The sequence below is a fragment of the Pirellulales bacterium genome (assembly GCA_036267355.1).
Classification (GTDB): Bacteria; Planctomycetota; Planctomycetia; order Pirellulales; family DATAWG01; genus DATAWG01.
In genome coordinates, this window is record DATAWG010000073.1 from 43,267 (window position 1) to 60,052 (window position 16,786).

10 protein-coding genes are annotated in these 16,786 nt (G+C 60.8%); 5 read left to right on the forward strand and 5 right to left on the reverse strand.

What is annotated here, in order from left to right:
- Positions 1–2: 2 nt before the first annotated feature.
- On the reverse strand, positions 3–4,088 hold the full coding sequence (locus VHX65_11305) for a chemotaxis protein CheB (protein HEX3999128.1): 4,086 nt from the start codon (positions 4,086–4,088) through the stop codon (positions 3–5).
- A gap of 372 nt (positions 4,089–4,460) precedes the next feature.
- Between VHX65_11305 and VHX65_11310 the strand changes: the two genes are divergently transcribed.
- The 5 genes from VHX65_11310 (at position 4,461) to VHX65_11330 (ending at position 10,038) form a co-directional block, all read left to right on the forward strand.
- Positions 4,461–4,784, forward strand: a complete 324-nt coding sequence (locus tag VHX65_11310; GenBank protein HEX3999129.1) for a BON domain-containing protein — start codon at positions 4,461–4,463, stop codon at positions 4,782–4,784.
- Positions 4,785–4,819: 35 nt separating this feature from the next.
- Positions 4,820–5,410, forward strand: coding sequence for a GNAT family N-acetyltransferase (locus tag VHX65_11315; protein ID HEX3999130.1), 591 nt, complete (start codon positions 4,820–4,822; stop codon positions 5,408–5,410).
- Positions 5,411–5,592: 182 nt separating this feature from the next.
- Positions 5,593–7,071: a sigma-54 dependent transcriptional regulator gene (locus VHX65_11320; protein ID HEX3999131.1), complete on the forward strand. Its 1,479-nt coding sequence runs from the start codon at positions 5,593–5,595 to the stop codon at positions 7,069–7,071.
- A gap of 885 nt (positions 7,072–7,956) precedes the next feature.
- Positions 7,957–9,141, forward strand: a complete 1,185-nt coding sequence (gene larC, locus VHX65_11325) for a nickel pincer cofactor biosynthesis protein LarC (protein ID HEX3999132.1) — start codon at positions 7,957–7,959, stop codon at positions 9,139–9,141.
- Positions 9,142–9,318: 177 nt separating this feature from the next.
- Positions 9,319–10,038: a hypothetical protein gene (locus VHX65_11330; GenBank protein ID HEX3999133.1), complete on the forward strand. Its 720-nt coding sequence runs from the start codon at positions 9,319–9,321 to the stop codon at positions 10,036–10,038.
- Positions 10,039–10,084: 46 nt separating this feature from the next.
- On the opposite strand, the gene VHX65_11335 is transcribed toward VHX65_11330, so the two are convergent.
- The 4 genes from VHX65_11335 to VHX65_11350 form a co-directional block, all read right to left on the reverse strand.
- Positions 10,085–10,492 (reverse strand): hypothetical protein, encoded by a 408-nt coding sequence (locus tag VHX65_11335; GenBank protein ID HEX3999134.1) that lies wholly within the window; start codon positions 10,490–10,492, stop codon positions 10,085–10,087.
- 408 nt (positions 10,493–10,900) lie between these two features.
- Positions 10,901–12,646 (reverse strand): tetratricopeptide repeat protein, encoded by a 1,746-nt coding sequence (locus VHX65_11340; GenBank protein ID HEX3999135.1) that lies wholly within the window; start codon positions 12,644–12,646, stop codon positions 10,901–10,903.
- Positions 12,647–12,801: 155 nt separating this feature from the next.
- The gene (locus VHX65_11345) at positions 12,802–13,362 is read right to left on the reverse strand and encodes a hypothetical protein (protein HEX3999136.1); all 561 of its coding nucleotides are present in this window, start codon (positions 13,360–13,362) and stop codon (positions 12,802–12,804) included.
- Between the two features lie 41 nt (positions 13,363–13,403).
- Positions 13,404–16,628: a PQQ-dependent sugar dehydrogenase gene (locus VHX65_11350; protein HEX3999137.1), complete on the reverse strand. Its 3,225-nt coding sequence runs from the start codon at positions 16,626–16,628 to the stop codon at positions 13,404–13,406.
- Positions 16,629–16,786: the final 158 nt, after the last annotated feature.

Here is a 16,786-nt window from a genome sequence, read left to right on the forward strand (position 1 = left end):
TATTAACGAAGAGGAGCGGTGCAGGCGATTTGGGTGCCGCCCCCTGGCAAGGGCTCGACGCGCAACGAGCCCCCGATCAGTCCCACGCGATACGACATCACCTTCAGTCCGATGCCCTTGCCGGCATCGCGGGGACTTTGAATGCCCGAGCCGTCATCGGTGACTTTCAGCGTAACGAAATTCGGCCGCGTTTCCAAGGCGACGACGATGTGTTGGGCGCTGGCGTGTTTCAGCACGTTGGTAATCGCTTCCTGGGCGATGCGATATAAATGCGTCGCCACGAACTGATCGCGGACTTCGGCATTCTCGTCGCATTCGAAGCGGCAATCGATCTGGCCCGATTCGTTGGTCTGCTTGGCAAGCTCCGAGAGGGCAAAGCATAGTCCATGGGCGCCGATCTCCGCCGGAACCAGCCCGCGCGACAAGTGGCGCACATTCTCGAGCGCTCGGCCGATGCCTTCCGAAAGCCGGGCGGCTGTTTCCGCTTGCGGGCTCGCATGCTCCAGCGATTCGTAGAGGCTGTGGGCGATCATTCCCAAACCGGAAAGTTCCTGTTGCGTGCTATCATGTAAATCCTGGCCGATGCGGCGCTGCTCTTGCTCCGCCACCTGCAGCACTTGCCGCTGCAACTCGTTCCGTTCCGAAACATCGCGGATCACGATGGTCGACAGGTCGAAGCCGTCGGACAAATCGCCGACTGCCAATTCGGCGGGAAATGTCGTGCCATCTTTGCGGCGGCCGACCAACTCGCGCGCGCCGTCGTGCAAGTTATCCTTGAGGAGTTCGAATCGTGTGGCCGAATCGGCGTCTTCACCCGCTGCCGAACTCAACAGCAGCCCGATCTTCTGGCCGATGATTTCCGGCGGAGCATAGCCGAATATCCGCTGGGCGGATCGATTGAAGGTGCCGATCGAACTGTGTTGATCGATGGTGATGATCGCGTCGGCGACGCTATCGACGATCGCCCGCAAGCGATCCTCGTTTCTCCGCAGTTCCTCGGTGCGGGTGGCGACCTGCTGCTCCAATTGGTTCGTCAAGGATTCCAGCGATTGGAGGTGTTTCTTGCGATCGGTGACATCGCGCTCGGTCGTGGCCAGCGCGATTTGCTTGCCCACTTCGTCGGTGAGCCAGGCGGCATTAAGCCACACGTCGAGTGTGCGACCGTCTTTGGTGCGCCGCTGGGTTTCGACCGACTCGATGTGCGCGGCGGCGTTCGGGGGCCGAATCTGATCGAGGCACGTGCTGCGCAGGTTTTCGGGAACCAGATCGCAGAGGTTCATGTTCAGTGCCTCGGCTTCCGTATAGCCGTACATGCGCTGCGCTCCGCCATTCCAGGCGGTAATTTTGCCGTCGAGATCGTAGACCAACATGGCATCGCTCGAATCGCGCAGCACGGCGGCGAAGCGCCGAATCTGCGCTTCGGCCTGGATTCGATCGGTGATATCGATGAGCGTAACGACGATGCCTTCGATCCGCTTCTCGCCCGCATGATACGGCCGGATGCGGCGCAAGTAACACCGCGGCGGCGATTCTTGTCGTGCATCCGGGGCGGAATCGATCGCGGCGCTGCTCCAAACCTCCCGATCGGCCGACTGCTTGCCGTGCAGCATGAGCCGGCACTCGGCCAATAGCTGCGGATCGTTGAATTTCGGCGACAGATCGCCATACGGCCGGCCCGCATCGCTCGGCAAGAGGCTCAACAGCTTCACCGCGGGCGGCGTGAACCGCACCACCCGCAGCGCCGCATCGAGAAATACCACGGCGATATCGGTGCTCGCCAGCAGATTGGTGATATCGTTGTTGGCGCGCTCCAACTCGTCGACCTTCGACTGGAGCTGGTTGTTGACGGTGGTCAATTCCTCGTTGAGCGATTGCAATTCCTCTTTCGAAGTCTCCAATTCCTCGTTGGCGGATTGGAGTTCTTCATTCATCGACATGACTTCTTCATGCGACGCTTTCAACTCGCCATGCGAGCCTTCGAGATCGTCGATGGCCCCTTGCAATTCTTCGCGGGTCGATTTCAGTTCGTCTTCAAGCTGGCGTGCCAGCGCGGCATCGCCCGGCCCACCGGCGATGGATTCGCCGGCAGCGGTTTCGCCGGGGGAAGATTCGCGGTCGCGAAAGCTGACGAGCAACAAGTCGTGGTCGCTTGGCGCCTGGACCGGCTTGACCTCGATCGTGCAAGGGACATAGCCGTCGCCGCGTTTGACCTGGGCGCTCGTGTCGACCACGCGAGCTTTCTCCTGGATCGCCCGTTGGACGGCCGCACGAACTTTCCCGCGCAATCCTTGGCGCAATAGCGAGAACAGATCGCGCGACGGCTCGCCGCTTTGAAATTCGAGATACGCGGTAAGAGGCCCGTTCTGGCAAAGCACCTGAAAATGACGATCGATCAAAACCGCGGCGGGCGTGTAATCTTCGAGCAGATGCTTTTGCATCAAGTGGGGAAGGCTCTTCGCGGGTTGCGGCGGCGCCTCGGTGCGAAACAATCGCCCACCCAGCGCTCTGGCCTGCGAAACAATCGGGATTTCCAGTCGATCATGGCGGCTGGCGCCGACCCGGCGGAACACGCGCCAACTCTTCGAGATCGGCTCGAAGAGGTCGACCGATCGCCCGATCGATTCCGACTGCCCCAAGACGAGCGTTCCGCCGGAATTGAGCACGAAGTGAAACATCGCCACAAGCTTTTGCTGCATCTCGGACTCGAGATAGATCAAGAAATTGCGGCAGCTCAGCAAATCGAGCTTCGAGTAGGGCGAATCCGAAATCAAGTTCTGCGCCGCGAACACAATCGATTCGCGGAGTTGCTTCGACACCCGATAATGATGGTCGTCCACCTTCACGAAAAATTGTTGAAGCCGCTGCTTCGACACATCGCCGACAATGCTCTCAAGATAGCTGCCATGGCGGGCGACGTTCAACGAATCTTCGTCGATGTCGGTGGCGAAAATCTGCACGGACGGCATCTTCTTGGCCGCGGCAAATCCTTCCAAGAGCAGCATCGCCAGGGAATACGCCTCTTCGCCGGTCGAGCACGCGGGCACCCAGACGCGTACCGGCCGGCCGTCGCTTTCCTGCACAAGCTTGGGAATCACCAGCCGCTCGAGAACCTCGAACGCATGCTGCTCGCGAAAGAAACTCGTCACGCCGATCAACAGGTCCTTTCGCAGCGCCACGACCTCCTCGGGATGGTCGCCGAGATAGCCGAGGTATTCGCCAAGTTGATCGATTTGACGCAATCCCATGCGTCGCAGAACGCGCCGCAGAATCATCTTCTTGCGATAGTACTGAAAATCGCACCGCGTTTGGCCGTGCAGTAGTTTCAAAATCGGGCCGATTTGCGATATGAGCTGTGAATCCAGATCGGATTCGCCCGCCTCGGTTCCCGGCAACCGATCGAAAAACCGCTTGGCGAAGTCGATGATCGCCCGCGGCATATCCTCGGGGGGCAACACGCTGTCGACCACGCCGGCCGCGATGGCTGCTCGAGGCATTTGATCGAAACCGGCCGTATCCGGATCTTGGGCGAGCACGATTCCACCGGCGATCTTGATCTCGCGCAGACCGGCCACGCCGTAGTTTCCGGTTCCTGAGAGCACGATGCCGATCGCTCGCTCTTCCGCGTCGGCGGCGAGCGAGCGGAAGAAGCCGTCGATCGCGATTGCCATCGCTCGGCCTTCTTCCGGCTTTACCAAGGAAAAATGCCGATCCGTCAGCGACAGATAGCGATTTGGCGGAATCACATAAATATGGTCGCGCTCCACCAGCACATTTTCATTGGCCTCGGTGACCGGCAAATCGGTCTGCTTGGAAAGCAACTCGACCATCATGCTTTTGTGCTTGGGGTCGAGATGCGGCACCAGCACGATCGCCATGCCCAGCCGCTTCGGCATCTTCGAGAAGAATCGCTTGAGCGCTTCCAGACCGCCCGCCGATGCGCCGATGCCGATGACGGGAAAACCGGGCCGGGGCCCGTTGGCGGGCTCGGCAGAGTCGGCAGGCCTTTCTGGTTCGACGGGCCGCCGCTCAACGCCCTCTGCTTGGCGTCCCTTGCGGCTGCCTTTTTTGCCTCGCGACTTGCCGGTCATCGTGCAAACCCCCTCTGCCGGCCGAACAAAACTGTCCCGGGACTCAATGCTGACCCTCTGACCTGGCCGAAACGCCTGTATCGGATTTTTAGGCGTACGGCCACGGTAGATCAAAAACGGCGAATAGGGCAGTGATATGCGTGCGAAAACAATGCCAGATCGCCGCGAAATAGTGGTTTCCGCTACGCAAAATTAGGAATTGCCCCGATTTTAAATCGTCCAGGAAAGCGCAAAAATAGCTTCTACGGGGAGCTAGTGCAATGAGTGCATGGCGGAGAGATGGTCGCAGCCGACGTGCCGCGGCGTCTCGAGAGTAACGAGCCAAGGCTGGCGAAAAATTGCAAGACGCCTGCCACCGGAGGGTTGAACAAGATGATTAGCCAATCAGCGGCGAGCCGACAGGCCGCGGCCGGAGCACTATCTTCAGCGAGCGACGAACGCGCCGCACAGCCAAGTTCAGCTTCTTGGATCGAGCGATTAGCGCGCGAATGGGTCGCCGATAACTGCCCTTATCAATTCTATTTCAAGCACGTCGATTATCGCTTTGACAACGGCGTACTCACGCTGCGCGGCCGGGTGCCGTCGTTCTATCTCAAGCAGATATTGCAGGCGGTGCTGGGGCAGTTGCCGCAGATCGAGCGGATCGAAAACCGCGTGGAAGTGGTGAGCTCCGTCGGCTTGAGCAGCGCCCGCTGAGCTCGATCGCGCCGCAGAAAGAAAGCGTGTGTGCCATGCGCCCGTTGACCGTATCGTGGGACAACCACCTCGGCGACTCGATCGGCGGCCGCTACCCGCACGATTTGGAGCTTGCGGCTGGCCGCCGCCTGACCTTGGCGCCGATGGTGCCCAGCGATTGGCAATATCTGGAAGCGTTCTTGCATTCCGTGCCCGAGGAGGAACAGCGATTTTTTCGCCGCGACGCTTCGATTGCCGAGCGGGTCGAGCAGTGGTGCTCGGAACTCGACTACCGGCATGTTTTCCCGCTCTTGGCTTGGGAAGGGGATCGCATCGTGGGCGACGCGACTTTGGAACAGGAACCGGGCCTCTGGACGGCCCATGTCGCCAAGATTCGAACACTCGTGCATCCCGATTTCCGCCGTCGCGGCATTGGCGGCCGGCTCTTGGGCGAACTTGTCGAGTTGGCGCGGGATCTGGGTGTGCACAAATTGGTGTATGAATGTGCGGCAGAGCAATTCGAGTTGATGGATCATCTCGCGCGGCGTGGGTTTTCCCCTGCCGCGCGGTTGGCCGACTTTATCCGCGACCGGAGCGGCCAGTTGCACGATATGGTGTTGCTGTTATGCGATTTGAATCGGCGATGAACGCGAATCGATGAATTTCGACCGACCGGGGAACTGGGGCAGCAGTTTCACTTGGTTGCCGAGCGGAACGGTGGTTTGACTCGCCGTCTAGAGTTGACGGAGGCCCCGGTCATGGGTAATTTGCCCAGCGGCCGTTGTTTGTAAACCTAGTTTCCGCGTGTCCTCAGACTGGAGACTTTGTCATGCCTCGGCTATTGGTGATCGACGACGACCGAAGCGTTTTGCGTTTGATCGAGCGCGGCTTCGAAAAGACGGACGTGGCGGTGTTGACTGCGCTCACGGCCGAAGAAGGCCTCGCCCACCTGCGACAGCATACGCCCGACGTGTTGCTCTTGGACGTGATGCTGCCGGGAACGAATTGGCTCGATGTCTTCCGGCAAATTCAGGAAATCGACCGCAAGCTGCCGGTGATCTACATCACGGCCCACGGCAACAGCGACACGGCGATCGAGGCCATGTCGAACGGGGCCTACGACTACCTGATGAAGCCGTTGGACTTGCCGACGGTGCGGCAGTTGGTGCACCGAGCCCTCGAAATGCGGCGGCTCATGCGGGTGCCGGTCGACGTGCCGCTGCCGCCGACCGCCGGGCAAGCCGGCGATTCGCTCGTTGGCCGCAGCCCCAAGATGCAGGAGGTGTATAAAGCCATCGGACGCGTCGCGTCGCAAGACGTGATCGTGCTCATCCGCGGCGAAAGCGGCACCGGCAAGGAACTCGTCGCCCGGGCCATCTATCAGCATAGCCCGCGCGCGGGCGGCCCCTTCCTGGCCGTCAATTGCGCGGCGATCCCCGAGTCGCTCCTGGAAAGCGAGCTCTTCGGCCACGAGCGCGGGTCGTTCACCGGCGCCGATTCTCGACGGATCGGCAAATTCGAACAATGCTCAGGCGGCACGATCTTCTTGGACGAAGTCGGAGACATGTCTGCTTTGATTCAAAGCAAAGTGCTCCGCGTGTTGCAAGAACAGCGGTTCGAACGCGTCGGCGGCAATACGACGCTCGAAACCGACGTGCGGATCATCGCCGCCACGAATTGCAATTTGGAACAGATGGTCGCCGACGGGCAATTTCGCGGCGATCTCTACTACCGCCTGAATGGCTTTACGATCCAATTGCCGGCGCTGCGCGAGCGCGGCGACGACCTGCTATTGTTACTCGAGCATTTCTTGCATCGCTTCCGCCACGAATTGGGAAAGGAAGTGCAAGCCATCAGCCCCGATGCACTGCACCAACTGATGCAATACAGTTGGCCGGGCAATATTCGCGAATTGCAAAGCGTGCTCAGGCAATCGCTGCTGCAAGCCGCGGGTCCGGTTATCATTCCCGATTTTCTGCCCGAGGTGATCCACCGCGAGCCCGCCATGCCGCGGGTTTTCAACGGAAGTGACGAATCTTCGAGCAATCTGCAACCGTTAGTCGAAAGCCGGCTCCGTGCCGGCTCGACGAATTTGTATGCCGAAACGGTGGAGTTGATGGAACGCTACCTGATTATGCAGGTGCTTCGCTCGACGGGGGGCAATCAGTCGCATGCCGCGATCATTCTCGGAATCACCCGCGGTTGCCTGCGGCGAAAAATTCGCACGCTAAAGATCGGCATCCGCACGTCGATCGCCTCTCATGGCGCCGACGCCGAAGAAAACGAGGAAGCGACGATTTCAGCGTGAGCAAGGCGGCTTAGCGAGAAATCGCCGCTGCGGCGGCATCGTCTCGCTGCAAGCGGAACAGCCGCATGCACATTGGATTAATGCGTTCGTGTCGTCCGACGATTCGCCGCCCAACAACCGCCCCACGACCCAAATCGTTGCTGTAACGCAACACAAGCCCGAAGCGTAAGCGATGGAGCGCCGCTACGGCGGCATCGTCTCGCTGCAGGCGGCAAAGCGCATGCACATTGGATCAAAATGCGTTCGTGGGGGCGACCCGCAACGGAGCGCATCCTCGCTAACGCTTCGCGCCTAGTGTTGAACGCGACCCCGCAACGGAGCGCGTCCGGCCCACAATCCCAAATCTTTGCTGTGACGCAACACAAGCCCGAAGCGTAAGCGAGGGAGTCGTAACGGCCTTTTGCTCCTGGGCACGGGGGTTCGGAAAGTTCGAGTTAGTTTACGAATATTTCCCAAACGGTGCTGCAAAGAGCAGTGGCCAGGGCCGAGCCTATGATCGTTGAGCGTGCGCTCCGTTACGGGTCGCTGGACTAACGCGTCGAGCCATTCTGCATGCGGCTCGGCAGATAGCGAGACGACGTCGAGGTTGCGGACCTCCGTCGCTAACGCTTTGCGCCTCGTGTGCTGGTCGGGGGAATTTTAAGAGCTTAGACTCTGCCGAAAAATGACTTCCGCTTTTCGAACCCCTCACCCTGCCCTCTCCTGCAAGGGGAAAGGGGGCTGTGGAGAATTTGTTTTTCGGCCGAGCATTAGCTAGAACATTGCGAAAATGCACGTTTCCCGCCGCCGGTTGGCTTCGATCCGCGTTTCGAAAATCGGCCGCTCGTCGTATACTGGCGGCAATCCAATGGCAAATTATCTGCGGGGCGTCTGGAAGAAACGATCGTGACACTGGCCTATCTAGATTGCCCGAGCGGAGTTAGCGGCGACATGACGCTGGCGGCGCTCATCGATGCGGGGGCCGACCTGGCGGCCATTCAGGCCGGCATCGATTCGCTCGGGCTGCCGAGTTGCCGCCTGGTGGCCAATGAGGTGCGGCGGCAGGCGTTTCGCGGCATGCACATCACCGTCGAAACCGAGCCCGAACATGCTCACCGGCATCTACACCACATCACGGCGATGATCGACCGCAGCCGGCTTTCGTCGCGGCAAAAAGATTTGGCGACGCAAATCTTCAAGCGATTGGCCGAGGCCGAAGCGAAAGTGCACGGCGCCACGATCGACAAAGTTCATTTCCACGAAGTCGGCGCGGTCGATTCCATTGCCGATATCGTCGGCGCGGCGATCGGCTTTGATCTCTTGCAGATCGATCGGCTCGTAGTATCGCCAGTGCCGACCGGGCACGGGTTCATAACGATCGCCCACGGCCGATGCAGCATTCCCGCTCCCGCCACCGCCGAATTGCTGCGCGACATACCGCTTGCCGCTAGCGACATCGAAGCCGAATTGACGACCCCCACGGGCGCAGCGATCGTGGCGACGCTGGCCGACGAATTCGGCCCCGTGCCGACGATGCGAATCAGGCGGATCGGCTATGGCGCCGGCAGCCGCGACATGAAAGAACAGCCGAACCTGCTGCGGTTGTTCTTGGGCGAGCCGGACAATTCGGCCGACGCCCTGGAAACCGTCTGGACGCTCGAAACGCAACTCGACGATGCGACCGGCGAACTCGTCGGCTATTGCTCCGGCCTGCTGCTTGCCGCGGGAGCGCTCGACGTTTACACCACCGCTGTGCAGATGAAAAAGAACCGGCCCGGCGTGTTGCTCTCCGTTTTGTGCCGCCCGGCGGATGTCGAGCGGCTCGAGGCGATCGTGTTTCGCCAGACGCCGACGTTGGGTGTTCGCCGCTGGCCGGCAAAGCGGCGAGCGTTGGCGCGCGAGCGGCATGAAGTGCAGACCGCTTGGGGCCCGATCGACGGCGTGTTGTGGCATCCGCCGGGCAGTCCGGCCGGTTTTTCCCCCGAGTACGAAACATGCCGCCGATTGGCCGATGAAAACCGTGTGCCGCTGCGCGTCGTGATTGAAGCGGCACAGCGGGCGTTCGATCCGCAAGCGTTTGGTATGGATTAGGGCGCGAAAACCCCAGAGCCCGCAGCGCTAGCAAGGCAGTACCAGTCCGATTTCCTTGCTAGCGCGGCGGGCTCCGTAGACCGCGACTCCGCCGCGGATGCGGGCCGCTAGACCATCCGTCGAAAAAACTTGTCAGGCTGGAAAGCCCGACCTACGGGTCTTCATGGACGAAGTCGTATGGATCAACTAGCACTGGTGCTCGGCGAAATCGGCGCTGCGCAAGTCGTTTTTTTGCTCGGGCTGTCGTTGATGATCGTCGTGTTGTTGGTCCGTTCGCGGCGTTATTTTCGGCAGGTGAGCGAATATCAGGTTCCGCGCGCCGACGCGCCACCAATCGCCGCCCCTTCATCGGGTGCGCCGCAGGCAGCGGGCTCGCAACGGTCGGCATCCGCCGCAGCGCCCCCTCGAGATTTCGAAAGATGGGAAGTGGCGATGCACGATCTGGCCCGCGATCTGTCGGGCCAACTAGACAGCAAAATCCGGATTTTGGAATTGCTGATCCGCGAGTCCGACAAAGCGGCCGCCCGGCTTGAGGCAGCACTAGCTCGCTCGCGCGAAACGACGGAATCGGGCAAGACCGATCGCGCCGAACTCCAGGTGACGGCAGCGAAGGCATCGCAGCCGCCAACGGGCGTACCACCGAAGCGTCCGCCAATCCGCGCCGCAGTCAACGCCACCGAGCCGCGACGAGTCCCGGCGATTGCACCGGCCGGCTCGACAACGGCAGACGGCGCAGACAAGCCGCGATTCGATCGCGTCTACGCCCTCGCCGACGCCGGCCTATCGCCGGCAACGATCGCAAGCCAAATCGGCAGCCAAGTCGGTGAGGTGGAGTTAATCCTGGGAATCAGGAAGAACGGAGGAAGGGGCGAGGTGCGAGGGCCGACGGGCGAGTGAAGCGCGGCGCGCTTCGTCGCGCGCCCGCGAGAAAATTCGCGGCCGACTATCGGCGGCCTCCCTGGACGTTGCCGCCTTGCGGGCCGGGATACTGCATTCCGGGAGACCGCATCCCGCGCTGGCCCTGCATGTTCGGATGGGCAGGCCCCGAGTATTTGTTGATCTTGAACGTGAATGACTCCGGATTTGCCGTATCGGCCACGAGCGGCGTCGTCGTAAGGTCGGCATACTCGACGCCGACCAGATCCGTGATCGGCCGATCCTTCGCGCTGATGCACCGCACGATCACTTTATGCTTGCCCGGAACAATCCCTTTATGGATGTGGCTCATGATGAAATCGTAGCTCCCATCCGCCGGATTGACTTCCGCGATCCCGAGGGGTGGGGAGAATTTCGGATCGACCGGCGGCGTTTGCGATACGAAAATCAGTTGAATCCTAGGCGCCTTAATCAACGAGCCATCGGTGAAGGTGACGCTGCCGTGCTCTTGCACGTAGCTATACGGATCGCTGGAACCACCACAACCGGCCAGCGAAACCAGCGCGAATGAAAGCGCCGCAAAAAAGGCGACGGGCTTGCGGCTAAGGCTCGGCCGAAAAATAACTTCTCCGCAGCCCTCCCTCCCCTTGCGGAAGAGGGCAGAGTGAAGGGGTCGAAAAGCGGAAGTTGTTGTTCGGCCGACCGTGAACGGAAGAAATTTGCGGATGCGGGATCGGCACGCGAAGCTCGGTATTTGAGGCATGAGGAGCGACACTGCTGGGAGAAACTGTTCTGGGACAAATCGCCATGCAACAGATATTAGACCTACACGCCTGCGGGCTCGCAAGCACTCGTCCGAACGTTCCGAGCGTGCCGCGAAAAGTCAATCGTTCGGCTTGGCCTCAAGCCGCATTCGTCGATAGGCGAATTCCAATTGCCGGGTGAGGCCGTTCGTGTCGCACGCCGGACTGCGGCGCAGTTGCTCGCGCAGTTCACCACGGAGGCCGGCCAAGCGGCCGGGATCCTTTGCGGCGGCCGAGGCAAGCCGCACGAGCGACTCCACGTCGGAGGCGATGAACTCGGAGAGGCCCGCCGCCGTCAGCAGCGACGCACTGACCCGTGATGTCCAGCGGTCGCCGCGGATCGACGCCACCGGCACACCTTGCCACAGGGCTTCGCTCGTGGTCGTGCCGCCGTTGTATGGCCACGGGTCGAGGGCCAAATCGATCGCGTCGTACGTTTGCAAAAACTGGAAATGGTCGGTCGGCCCCAAGAGTTCCAACCGATCGGCAGCGATTCCATGCCGGATAAATCGCGCGGCCAGGTGCCGGCGATTGCCCGCCGATCGCAAACCCTGATTTCGCAACAGCAGCCGGCTACCGGGCGATTGCTCGAGCACTCGCGACCAGAGGGCGACGACCTGCGGCGTGAGCTTATACAGCGACGCAAGGCTGCCGAACGTAAACGGCCGTCCGGCAAGGCATGGCAGCGGCACGACCGGCGGCACCGCATATTCCACCGCGAACGCCAAATAACAGCCGTCGAGCCGTACCAACTTTTCGCAATAATCAGCTTCATCGCCCGGTGCGAGCACCGTGTGATCGCCGATCAGATAATCGAACGCTTCCATGCCGGTGGTCGCAAACATATTGAACCAACCGACGTTCAACGCGGCCGGGCGAAATGCAAACAGCGGTAATCGCTGCAGGCGGCTGAAGCCGTTCAAATCGACCAGCACGTCGATTCCGTGGCTCGCAATGAGATTGGCCAGTACTGCGTTGTCGAGCGACGCTGTGAAATGAACGCGATCCGCGGGGTTGGGCTCGTAGCCGGGGGGAAGCGATTCGTTCCGCCCATCGGAATAGAGAAATAGTTCAAATTGCCTGCGATCGTGGCTATTGATCACCGGCCAAACTGGCTTCATCCAGTTCGGATAGTCGAAGTAGGCGGAGACGTAGCCGAGCCGCAGGGGGCGGCCGGGGCTTTCGGCGGAGGGCGGCGCGGCAGCCAGGGCGACGCGCGAAACCGCAAGCGAACTGCCACACAAATTGGGTGAGTCGGCGCCGCTTGCGCCGACGGCGATCGGCGATCGATCGGCCCTTGGCAGATGGCGGCGCGACCAAGCGCGGCGGGTCTCGAACACTTCGCGCGGCGTGGCGGTCGGGCTGACCGCGATCGACAGTGCGAGCATCGTTTCCGGCTTGGTGCCGCCGCCGAGTGCCGCAGCGCGGCGATAATGCGCGATCGCTTCATCGGTGTGGCCCAGATTGAACAGCGATTGAGCCAGATTGTGATGTGCCGCCGCTTGGTTGGAATCGAGCCGCACCGCCTGCTGAAAACACTCCAGTCCCTCCGCTTCGCGATCCTGTTCGTTGAGCAGGCAACCCAGGTTGTACCACGCTGGCCTTAGCGACGAATCGCATTCAACGGCCCGGCGATACTCGGCCTCGGCCTGCTCGATTCGGCCCGCGGTCTGATCGAGCACCGCCAAATCGCAATGCCAGGCAGCGACGCGGGGCTCGATTGCCAGCGCCTCTCGCAGCATTTCCGCCGCCGCCCCGCGATCGCCGGCATTCAGCAGAGCCGCACTCCGCCGGACCAATTCGATCGCCTCCGGGTGATGTGGCATGAAGCGCTGAACCGGATTAGCGATAGTGCGATAGTAGCCCGAAGCGTAAGCGAGGAAGCGACTGACACTTACCATCGCTAACGCTTCGGGCTACTATATCGCAGCGTTTTTCAGATTTCCGGCGCACTGAATAATCCGGGCTAAGCCCGACTTGCTTATTGAACCTTCTTCAACGTCTTGATGCGATGGCGCTCGAAGTCGGTGTTGAAGGTGATTGTTACCGTGTCACTGGGTTGCAAGCTTTGCAGCTTGGCCATGAATTCTTTGTCTTTGTAATTCGCGCCGGCGGCATAGGCGTCGGGCAGGCCGTTTTTGGGTTTTACCTCGACCCAAAACTTGTTGTAGACCTTCACGACGGTGCCCGTCACGGTTCCCGATGCTCGGAGAACCTGCTTCTTGATGCTGACCAATCGTCGGGCGTCGCCTTCGGTCTTGTAGGTCAATTGCACGCGGCTGGCACTGAAAATCGATTTGAACGCATTCTGTAGATTCTTGTCGGCCGGATCGATGAGATATTTGACCGGCTCGTCTTCGCCATCGGCTTTGACGGTGATCGACTCGCCCCGCCCATCGATGTAGATTCCGGCAACCTTTCCGCCGGCGGCCGGCGCCTTATCGGCTGCCATTGCCGAGGCAAATTCGAGAATTCCAATCGCCAGAATTGCAAGCATTGCGGGCACAAACAATCTGGCGCGAAAACGTCGTGGTTCGTGCATTACCACTTCTCCTTTGCTTGCCTTTGCCTGATAGGGACGGTTTACTTCAACGATTCCAAAAAGCTCAATAGATCCGCGGCTTGCTCGGCCGACAGATCGCGCAGCAATTGGTCCGGCATCAGCGAACGGGTTTGTTTGATCAATTGTTCGACATCGGCGGCGGGGATGCGAACCAGTTTGTCGTCGACGTCGTGCAACACCACTTCGCGATCGGTCTTTGCCACCAAAATTCCCACATGCGATTTTCCGTCGCTGGTGCGAGCGAGATAGGGAATGTATTCGGGAAGGATTGTCTTCGAGGGTTCGAGCAGTTTTGCCAGCAACTGGGCCCGACTGTATTTCTTGCCGATGTGCGTCAGCTCCGGCCCGATCTTTCCACCCTGGTCGCCGATGCGGTGGCAATTCTTGCATTGCACGCCTGAGTTGCTGAAGAACAACGCCCGGCCGCGCTCGGCATCGCCCGCGACCGCCAAAAGCCGGCTGGAGTCGATCATGCTTCCCAACCGCGCGACGCGCTTTTCCGCGGGCACGAAGCGCTCGAACAAATCGCGGATTTGCGGATCGCCATTCGCATAAGCCATGCTCACCATTTGCTCGCGCAGCGCAGGCGGCAATGGCCGAACGTCGATTTCGTGCGATAGCAGTAGCGCGCTCGAGGTGGATGAGAGCAAGCGCTGAATCATTTCGACACGCCGTTTCGCTCGCGCGACGACTTGAACCTTCGCTTCGCGGTCGAGCTGCTCGGCAGCAAGTTTTCGGTCGGATTCGCTCGGGTTGTCGCGATCGTTTTGCTTGGCGATATCGCGGGACCGCAGCGCAAGATCGCGTGGGCGGTTTTGCCGCTCTCGGGCCAATGCCGTGGATTCGTCCAACTTGCGCAATTGTTCGATGGCGAAAGTGTCGTCGGGGCGAACCGGCAATTGCCGAATCCAATCGCGCAGCAATTCGATGCCGGCGACATCGACCAATTCCGAGCCGATGTGCGGCATCCGGCCGTGCCCCATCTTCGATGTGCGATAAAATAGCACCGAGCGGTAAGGGTCGCCGCCGGCAACGATCTGCGCGTCTTTGATTCCGAAGGAGCCTTGTTTCGGCTGGGCCCCGAGCAGCTTCGTCGAGGCGATCGGAAAATTGGCTCGCAGCTCGATGTCGGCCGTGCCGCCGGCGCCGAACTGGTGGCAATGCGAGCAATTCACGTGCAGATACGATCGGGCCCGGCGATCCAAATCGGCCGACCGGTCGTACGGATTGACCAACTCGACAGGGGGCAGTTTGTCGGGATCGGGAAATTCTTCCGACGGGTCGGCGGCCCACCGGATGATGCCCATCTTTTCCAGCCGGCTCAGTTGATCGTGGGCGGCCAATTGCGGCGGTGTGAACGCCAATTGATATCGGACCCACGGATTGTGGCACATCAGGCATTCGTTGCGGCTGGGATAGTGCCACGTCTGGATGCGCTTGCCGCCGGGCGCATGGGGATCGGCGACCGCGAGCTTGCGGTCTTCGCCGGACGCGGCCACCAAAGTGGCGTCGGTCTCGGCGTCGTTCCAGCGGTAGCTATAGCCGCGCCAATCGCGGCCATTGAAGTGCAGCAATTGCGTTTCCAGCCGCCGCCGCGACGCCGGGTTGCCGCTTTCCATTTCCATCGAAAAAGTTTTTACGAGCAGTCCGTCCTTCGGGAACGCTTCCTGCTGGCTGAACATCGAGCCGGGGACGTCGACCGGTTCGCGATGCACCTCGACGCTCGACAGCCCCGGCAGTGCGATAAACCGTTCGGCCGTCGCATGGTCGGCCCATTGCTCGGCGACGATCGAAAACGGCACGACGCCGGGCGCGAGCCGACGGAAAACGCCGCGAGCCGACGGCGGAGCCCCCCGCCGATCGGTTTCCGCCGGCTCGAACAATCCAGTTTGGCTAAGCCGTGTGGGAAATGCGGCGTGCGTGTCGCGCTCGGGATTGGGCTGAAGTTCGTGGATCGTTCCCAAATCGTAGTCGAGGATGCACAGTTCGCCATCATGGGCTTCGCCGAATGCAACGATCCGCGGTCCTCCCTCGACGAGCTCGCGATGCGAGACCGGTTTGTCGCCATCGAACCGTGTGCCCCACATGCGGCGCGTTTCCCAGTCGCCACAGATATAGCTGCCCACCAGTTCCTTGAGCCGCTTACCGCGATACACATAGCCGCCGATGATGCAGCACGCGTCGGTGTGCGGGAAAGCGAGATTTGGAGCCAGGATCGGCGTCGGGCCACACTTATGGTCGGGATAGACGGGCTGGGGGCCCTCCACGATGCTCCAGCCGTAGTTGCCTCCCTTTTTTATCCGGTCGATCGATTCCCACAATTCCCAGCCGACATCGCCGGCCCACAGTTCGCCCGTTTGGCGGTCGAAGCTCATCCGCCAGGGATTTCGCAAGCCATAGGCCCACACTTCGCCCCGGGCGCCGGGGGTGTCGACAAACGGGTTGTCGGCCGGAATCGTGTAGGGCCGATTGCCCGATGGATGATCGACGTCGATCCGCAGAATCGAGGAAAGCAGATCGCTGATGTCTTGGCCGGTGTTGTGGGGGTCGGGCGGATTCGGGAATCCGCCGTCGCCGCTGGAAATGTAGAGAAAACCATCGGGCCCGAATTTCAACGATCCGCCGTTATGCCCTCCGCCCAGCCAGGTGATGATGATCTTCTCGCTGGCCGGATCGACGCGCGGCGGGTCGATCCCTGTCACTCGGAATCGCGAGACGCGCGTGCCGTCGGGCAATTGCGTGTTGCCGGGCTTGCCGTACACGTTGTAGCAGACATAACAATAATGGTTTTCGGCGAACTTCGGATCGAACGCCAAGCCATACGTGTCGCCCAGCACGACGCTCGGCGGCAGCATTTGGCTCTGTTTCTGGATGTCGAGAAACAGGTCGGCTTTCGCGCAATCCTGGCTGTTTGGGAACGAAAAGATTTCGCCGCCTTGTTCGACGACGAACCACCGGTCGCTCCCGGGCGCGACGACCATTTCCAACGGATGCGTAAAGGCCAGCTTGGGAAATATGCGCGGGGTGACATACGGCGGCGGCGGCTCGGGCGCACCGGTGACGTGCGATGTTGTCCACGCCACGCGCGGCGAAACCGGCTCCGCGGCGTGCGACGGGGATTCAGCCGCCGCAGCGTTCGCCGAGAATCGGAATGCCGCAGGCCGATGAACGAAAACGAACGTCGCTGGGCAGGCCAGCCAAACAACGCCGATCACGATTGCCGCTCGCAAGATAGATTGCTTCATGACGAGGATTTCGCGCGAACGAATCAGCCGTAAGTGGGAGGAGAAAAGAAGCCCCGCCGGGTTCATCGCAGTATCCGCTACGCGGGTAGCCAATTCAAGCCGCGGCCGGTCCCATGGAAGCGCTCCAAGCGAATGGGTGTCGGCCTGAAATACCGCAA

Bases quoted from the DNA above. Each gene is read 5' to 3' on its own strand.
- VHX65_11305 (HEX3999128.1), bottom strand. From the start codon at position 4,088: ATGACCGGCAAGTCGCGAGGCAAAAAAGGCAGCCGCAAGGGACGCCAA.
- VHX65_11315 (HEX3999130.1), top strand. From the start codon at position 4,820: ATGCGCCCGTTGACCGTATCGTGGGACAACCACCTCGGCGACTCGATC.
- VHX65_11345 (HEX3999136.1), bottom strand. From the start codon at position 13,362: ATGCACGAACCACGACGTTTTCGCGCCAGATTGTTTGTGCCCGCAATG.
- VHX65_11320 (HEX3999131.1), top strand. From the start codon at position 5,593: ATGCCTCGGCTATTGGTGATCGACGACGACCGAAGCGTTTTGCGTTTG.
- VHX65_11340 (HEX3999135.1), bottom strand. From the start codon at position 12,646: ATGCCACATCACCCGGAGGCGATCGAATTGGTCCGGCGGAGTGCGGCT.
- VHX65_11310 (HEX3999129.1), top strand. From the start codon at position 4,461: ATGATTAGCCAATCAGCGGCGAGCCGACAGGCCGCGGCCGGAGCACTA.
- VHX65_11330 (HEX3999133.1), top strand. From the start codon at position 9,319: ATGGATCAACTAGCACTGGTGCTCGGCGAAATCGGCGCTGCGCAAGTC.
- VHX65_11350 (HEX3999137.1), bottom strand. From the start codon at position 16,628: ATGAAGCAATCTATCTTGCGAGCGGCAATCGTGATCGGCGTTGTTTGG.